The 6,977-nt window shown below is 32.6% G+C and carries 4 protein-coding genes and 1 pseudogene; 1 reads left to right on the top strand and 4 read right to left on the bottom strand.

The window, feature by feature from the left end; genetic code table 11:
* Window positions 1-7 precede the first annotated feature (7 nt).
* The gene (locus tag JFU54_RS17520; RefSeq protein WP_201065715.1) at window positions 8-1,300 is read right to left on the bottom strand and encodes a hypothetical protein; all 1,293 of its coding nucleotides are present in this window, start codon (window positions 1,298-1,300) and stop codon (window positions 8-10) included.
* A gap of 469 nt (window positions 1,301-1,769) precedes the next feature.
* On the opposite strand from JFU54_RS17520, the gene bla reads away from it, so the two are divergent.
* A complete protein-coding gene (gene bla, locus JFU54_RS17525) occupies window positions 1,770-2,705 on the top strand; it encodes a class A beta-lactamase (protein WP_201065707.1) in 936 nt (311 codons plus the stop codon).
* A 239-nt stretch (window positions 2,706-2,944) separates the two neighbouring features.
* On the opposite strand, the pseudogene gerXC reads toward bla, so the two are convergent.
* The 3 genes and pseudogenes from gerXC to gerXB all read right to left on the bottom strand — a co-directional run bounded on the left by gerXC (window position 2,945) and on the right by gerXB (window position 6,704).
* A pseudogene (gerXC, locus tag JFU54_RS17530) lies at window positions 2,945-4,103 on the bottom strand (spore germination protein GerXC).
* Window positions 4,090-5,568: a spore germination protein GerXA gene (gerXA, locus tag JFU54_RS17535; RefSeq protein WP_201065710.1), complete on the bottom strand. Its 1,479-nt coding sequence runs from the start codon at window positions 5,566-5,568 to the stop codon at window positions 4,090-4,092. The pseudogene gerXC and the gene gerXA overlap by 14 nt, the downstream one beginning before the upstream one ends.
* A gap of 56 nt (window positions 5,569-5,624) precedes the next feature.
* Window positions 5,625-6,704, bottom strand: coding sequence for a spore germination protein GerXB (gene gerXB / locus JFU54_RS17540; RefSeq protein ID WP_201065711.1), 1,080 nt, complete (start codon window positions 6,702-6,704; stop codon window positions 5,625-5,627).
* Window positions 6,705-6,977 lie beyond the last annotated feature (273 nt).

Consider the following 6,977-nt stretch of genomic DNA (forward strand, 5'->3'; position numbering starts at 1 on the left):
TTACTTTTTAAGCAATATTGGGATTAGCTTTTTTACCAATCCACATACCTAAGCCCACCATGCCAAGCCAACAGCAAATTGCTAACATAAACATCAATCGTTGTACGGATAACCCTTCAATCTGCATTTGACCCTTCCCAACAATTGTTTGGAAAAGTTGCGACCATTCGACATCGTAAAACACCCCTACTCCCACAATCACAATCAATATAAAAAATTGTAAAAATATATTCCCCATATTTCTCCATGTTGTGTAAATGAGTAAAGAAAGCTCTCTATGTGTAGCATTCACCATATATACTTTCATATTATTTTTAGAAGAAATACTATTAATGGCATAGCTCCCAAATGTAACGCTAAGGACTATAAATATTGGAGAATAAAACCCGAATATCATGATTAAAGTACTTACTAAAAACAAATGGATTGGATTAACTTTCTTAGCAGCTTTGATATCTAAAAATATGGACATCAAAATCCCTAATAGGTATGGTCCAACTACAATGAAAATACAGGTTAACATGTTATAGAAAGTAAAACTATAAAAAATCCCCATCAAAAATAAATATCCATTTCCTAATCCAAGTAAAAATGATTCTGCCTTTAAGCGAATTGGTAAAGAAGATGAAAGTTTATGAAAGAACTTTCCTTTCAACAAACTCAAAAACATGAAACAAATAAGCGCTATAGAAAGTAGAAAAAAATAAAAAATATATTGTTCATTATTTATGTTACGACTTGTTCGAATCAAAAGAATAAGCATTGAGACAAAAAGAAACTTTCCTACAACCGATACGATGGAGATAGGTAAAAGCCCTTTGGCTAACTCTGTTCTCGGCATTTTTTTTATAGCAAAAAGGATACTGATTAAACAAATCCCATATATGCATGTTATCAGCGGCGGCGATAAAAAACTAATCGCTAACAAAACGATTATTAGTAAAAGAAAAACGATACCAATAATAATCGCTTGTTGATTTTTATTATAAACCTTTCCCCCGCCTTCCACATGTAGAAACAATAAAGTACTCGTCATGGTAGAAATTGTACTAACTGCAAAACCAGAAACTAACGCACTTATTTCTAGCCATCTTGAACTCCATCCAAAGAAAGTAACACTAAGTAATGATACTATCAGAATAGAAACAGTCCAATATAAGGAGCGGCGAATCCCAGCCTTATTCACAATAGGTATCCAGATAAACACACCCGTCATATAAGTTGTATAAAACAGGATTGATGGCCAGTATCCCTCAAAGCCTTTCGAAATCTGTAATCCATAAACAATGTAAATAAGCATGGGTGTAAAGATAGTCGTTATTAGTAGACTAAATGTAGTTATACTTTGCACCACAAGTCTTTTTTGCTTTGTCGTATGTATCGTATAACACCTCACTTAAAATGAAATCAGTAGTTGTTATTACTTATTCTGTCCGGAACGAGGTTGTTATATATGCGCAATCCAATTGAAATTCCCATTACGAGGTAAACTCAATCTAAATCCACATTAAATTAAGTGGCGTGCAAAAAAGGTGGATTTTGTGATTCTTATAAATAAAATTAATGGATATATTCAAAACCTTAATCATAAATGGAACAAATGTGTTACTTAGATTGTCTATTACGTATAAAAAAGGTGCTTTTGGTAGTTCTCTCATTTTGTAATGCAAGAAACACAAGATGAGTGCTATCCTGTGCATTTGTTAATTGTATAGGTATGTAAAATACCTATACAAAATCCATATATTCTTGAAAGAGGTTGAAAATGTATGATAGTTTCAAAGAAGTTTTTTCACATTTCGCATTATAAAAAGATGTTACCTGTAGTATTACTTTCATGTGTAACGCTTATAGGCTGTTCCAATAGTAATATTCAATCCGCACCACCGAAACAAACCAAACAAGAAAATACAAGTAATCATTCTTTTGTAAAGCTGGAAAAAGAATATGATGCTAAACTTGGTATTTATGCATTAGACACAGGTACGAATCAAACCGTTACTTATCGTTCAGATGAACGGTTTGCATACGCATCTACCCACAAAGCCCTTGCTGTTGGAGCACTGTTACAAAAGAAATCAATAGAAGATTTAGATCAAAGAATTAAGTATACTAGCAAAGACCTTGTGAATTACAATCCAATTACTGAAAAATATGTAGATACAGGTATGACTCTGAAAGAGCTTGCGGATGCTTCCCTTCGATATAGCGATAATACTGCACAAAATCTTATTCTTAAGCAATTAGGTGGGCCAAGTGAATTCAAAAAATCACTGAGAGAAATAGGAGATACTGTCACAAATCCTGAACGTTTTGAACCAGAATTAAACGAAGTGCAGCCAGGAGACACTCGTGATACTAGTACCCCAAAGGCATTAGCTACTAGTCTTCAAGCATACGCGTTAGGCGATATACTTTCAGTTGAGAAACGGAACTTTTTAATAGATTTGATGAAAAGAAATACTACGGGGGACAACTTAATTCGTGCTGGAGTTCCAGGAGAATGGGAAGTAGCCGATAAGACCGGCTCTGGGTCTTATGGAACAAGGAATGATATTGCAATCATTTGGCCACCAAATAAAAAGCCAATTATTCTTGCGATACTTTCTAATCATGCGAAAGAAGATGCGAAAGAAGATGATAAACTTATTGCAAATGCAACTAAAATAGTGTTAGACGCTTTAAAAGTAACAAATAAATCATAGTAATGAATTTAAGCTGCTCCTACTTTACGGCACATTTAGTTTTAAAGACTAGTACTTATCTAAACGCTAAGAAGTGTAAGCGTATTTTCAGACAACGAAGGAGGCAAAAGCCTCCTTCTGCTCCTAATTGAACTCTCATCCCGTTCCTAAAGAAGACGCCACCACATCGTAGTGGTCTTTCACGTTCGAATCTCCTATTTAGAGTTAATATTTTACGTTTCCTTTCATCTTCAACCATTCTAATGCTCAATCATATTACGCATATTTTTAGATTTTCCATTTGTAGCTATATTAATCGAGACATTTAAATCTAATTCTTTATTTTGAAGGGATATCCCCCCTTCTTTTTTATACTGTTTCCACAATTTAGAATTCTGCCGATATAAGGAATGTGATAACTGATACGTGTCAATCCCTCTTTCGATTCCTTTTCGGTACGTTTTTTTAATTTCTTTTTCAACTTGGTCCTCTGCAATTTTTTTAATATCATTTACAGGCATAGAATTTATTAATTGAAAAATATCAGCATCGAAATGGATGTTCATAAGCATGCGTAACTTTCCATTTTTAATAAAATGCTTTGTATCTATCTTTGGATTTTTTAATACTATTTGTCCAATGATTTTCTTGTTAAATTTTAATAGTAATGGAGCTCGTTTGGTATTTTCATCTGTCCACCGAACACCAGCAATATCATGGCTGTTTAAATGATTTATATAGGATTTATCGTTTATAAAACCATAACCACTAAATTTTAACATTGGAAATGATGTATGTCCTTTTTCCAATATGTTTTAGTCGTAGCTAAGAATGGAATGCGAGTTGTCATCCCAGGTTCATAATAATTTCTTTGGAATTTATATAAAGGTAAAGGATCTATTATTGTATATTGCTTGGTTATCTCTTTTGGTAAATTAATGATTGTATATAATTGAGAAATATTTAATATATTATTGTTCGCTAATATATTTTCTAAAGGCTCCTTAGTTCCAAATATCCACATAGTATCTCGAAATTGAAAAAACCGAGAAAAAAATCATTAAATTGATTTAAGTCACCATGTTTTAGAAATCTCTCTGTTACAACAATTGTTTTGAGATGCTCCCATGAGATTTCTTGTTGAGCACCCTTATAAAAATCAAATGCTGCCTCATCTAAAATGGGGCCTTTTCCCTTTCCGATATAGGCCTGGCTATAATTACGGGTAGTGCTCCCTTCTTGTTTAGCTATGTTAGAAAAATTAATAAATTGCGGACGGATGATATAGTTATTATCTTTAAAATCGATACCTAGACTATTTATATACAAAACGTGATGCAACTCTCTTTGATCCCAACACCCTGTTAGAAACGTACACATCATAAAAAGAAATATAACTATTCTTTTATTTTTCTTCATCGGTACTCTCTCTTTTCCTTGTATTATCTTGCGTATGCAATTCTTTAGGTCTTTTTTTCATATACGTGAAAGGAAGTCTAAATGTGGCTGCTAGCATACTTTTAAACACAGGGGGTGAATATGGTGTAAAGAATGGAACTCCAAAAGAGCGTAAATTTACTACATGTATCACCATCACAAGGACACAAAAGATAAATCCTACTATGCCTAATAAAGAAGATACTAAGAATACTACATACCGCAATATACTTATTATTCCTGTTACTGACTGATTAGTTAAAGCAAATGTCGAAACAACCGAGATTGCTATTATAATGACCATAGATGCTGAAACAATTCCTGCACTAATAGCAGCTTGTCCAATAATTAATCCCCCTACAACAGATAATGTTTGACCGAATACGGCAGGAACACGCAATCCTGCTTGTCTCAAAATTTCAAATAAGGTCATCATAATTATCCCCTCTAAAGGAGCTGGAAAAGGAATCCCTTCTCTTGATAAGCTTAATGTAGCTAGCAACGTATAGGGAATCTGATCTGGATGATATGTAATTAGTGCTATCCAAATTCCTGGAAGAAATATAGAAATTGCTATCCCCAAAAGACTTACAAGTCGTACAAAGCTACCGAATATGTAGAAAAGATCTTGATCTTCAGATGTATTCACAAAAAAAGGAAATGTAACTGGTGCAATTGTCGCTGTTGGTGACCCTTCAACCAGTAAAATAAAACGCCCATATAGCAAACAATTCACAGCATAATCAGGGCGCCCTGTATATTCAACTAAAGGAAATACACTAAATTGATTGTTTGTGATTAACTCTTCAATTTGTGCACTTGAAACAACCCCGTCTATTTTAATTTGTCTTAATTTTAATCGAACTTGATTAATGATATCTTGGGATGCGACATCTTTTAAATACAGGAGTGCTACTTTAGTTTGTGTTCTTTCTCCAATAATAAATTCTTCATAACTAAGAGAACTCGTTTTTAGTCTTTTTCTAATTAATCCTATATTTGTGTTTAACTCTTCAACAAATCCATCACGTCCACCACGAATGGTCATCTCTGTATTTGTTTGTTCAACCGATCTGGTAGGTATTTGGGCAATATCAACTATATATCCATGTTTAGATTCTTCAAAAATAATAAGGAGGTTACCTTCAAATATAATCTGAGAGATAGTTTCATTCGAATTTACCATATCTAATTTCTTTACTGATAACTGGGGAATTAATGTTGAGAGGTTAAACTCTTCTATTGAATTACTTGAAAGCTCTTTGCAAACATGGGATGATGTGGCTTGTTTTAATTTTGTATTGTCAATTAAGTTTTGACAATACATAAACAATACTGAATTCCTTTTTTCTTTCTCATCCAATTCACGCTTTATTACTTTTACATCGTTGCATCCTTCAAACCACTCTAGTATTATCTTCTCATTTATTTCTACTTGTTTGTTCATCTACGTTGTCTCCTTCAAACTCAGTAACCTTATATAAAATACATCCCCATACTCTTTTAAGAGCTTTTCTTAAATTTAGCAACCCATACAAACACTATTAGTAAGATAGAAAACAAAAATAGCCCTAAAGCTGAAACTGGTAAAATAATTTGAGATACAAACCAATAGAAACTAGAGTCACTGATGGGTAGTATACTTATTAATAAAATACATGAAAGTATTGCAAACATAATCCCATTTCTCGTTTTTCGATTTGTAATTGATAACAAATCTGGTATAAGAAAAACAACAAGTGATAGACGAATAAAGATCCCTACAAGCCACTGATACACGGAGAGAAAGTCTAAATTTTCAATATACCTTCCTATTGACACAAGTCTCCATTCTTCAAATGCTGGATATCGTTGGTTTGCTGCTACGAAAGGTCCAAATTCTATAATAGCTGCCATAACTGGGCCTATTGTGATACCGATAATAACCATTCCCAAAGCGATCAGTTGATATAATTTGACTTTTGAACAAATGTGATGCTGTAAGAAAAGAATAAAAATTAACTCTAAAAATCCCGCTGCAGGATAAACCATTCCCTTAAATACTGGCTTCATTCCATTTTCCATCATTGGCTGAAGTAAAGAATAATCTTTATGCGGAACATTTGCAAACATTACAAAAAAACCAAGTAGAAATACAATAGGTAACAAAACACCTGTTGTAAGTGCAATAGATTCAATTCCTCTTGTAGCATTATAGAGACAAATCATTGAAAAAAGTATTCCTAATACAAAATGAGGTGTTTCTGGTAAATAAAAAGAGAAAAAAGTTAATGTTTCTTTTAGTGCAACGACACCAATTGTTATTAAATAAATCACAACTATGAATATGATTGGATATACACTGAGTTTCCCAAAATTATTTTTTAACCACGAAAACAAGTGTTCATTTTTTATGTTTCTATATATGATGAATATTAATGAAATCCAAATCAAGTATATAATGCTTACTAATATGATAGAGATCCACGAATCTCTACCCGAGGTATCTAATAACATAGGAATCATAATGACATGATTAATTATCCCAATACTACCAATGAGTATCATAGAAACTTGAAATAAAGTAATTGTTTGCTTAGTCATACATACCACCATATTTTGTAATGAATAAATATTACATAGTATAACTGATACATTGCATCTTTATTCCAAATGGTTAGTGCTTAGAGCCATGGACAATTAAACGCTCTTATTTATAAAATCTATCACATGAGATGTAAGCTAGTTCCTTTTTACAGATAAATAATTAAACGGGACAGTATTTAGATCATACATCTAGGTAATGGCCCGTTTTTTATATGTAATTCCTCAATGATATAGTTAACCGATCATAACAAAAAGAACCTGTAGAAAATC

This window comes from Bacillus sp. TH19 (assembly GCF_016651075.1).
Taxonomy (GTDB): Bacteria; Bacillota; Bacilli; order Bacillales; family Bacillaceae_G; genus Bacillus_A; species Bacillus_A mycoides.

Bases quoted from the DNA above. Each gene is read 5' to 3' on its own strand.
- JFU54_RS17520 (WP_201065715.1), bottom strand. From the start codon at position 1,300: ATGCTTATTTACATTGTTTATGGATTACAGATTTCGAAAGGCTTTGAG.
- bla (WP_201065707.1), top strand. From the start codon at position 1,770: ATGATAGTTTCAAAGAAGTTTTTTCACATTTCGCATTATAAAAAGATG.
- gerXA (WP_201065710.1), bottom strand. From the start codon at position 5,568: ATGAACAAACAAGTAGAAATAAATGAGAAGATAATACTAGAGTGGTTT.
- gerXB (WP_201065711.1), bottom strand. From the start codon at position 6,704: ATGACTAAGCAAACAATTACTTTATTTCAAGTTTCTATGATACTCATT.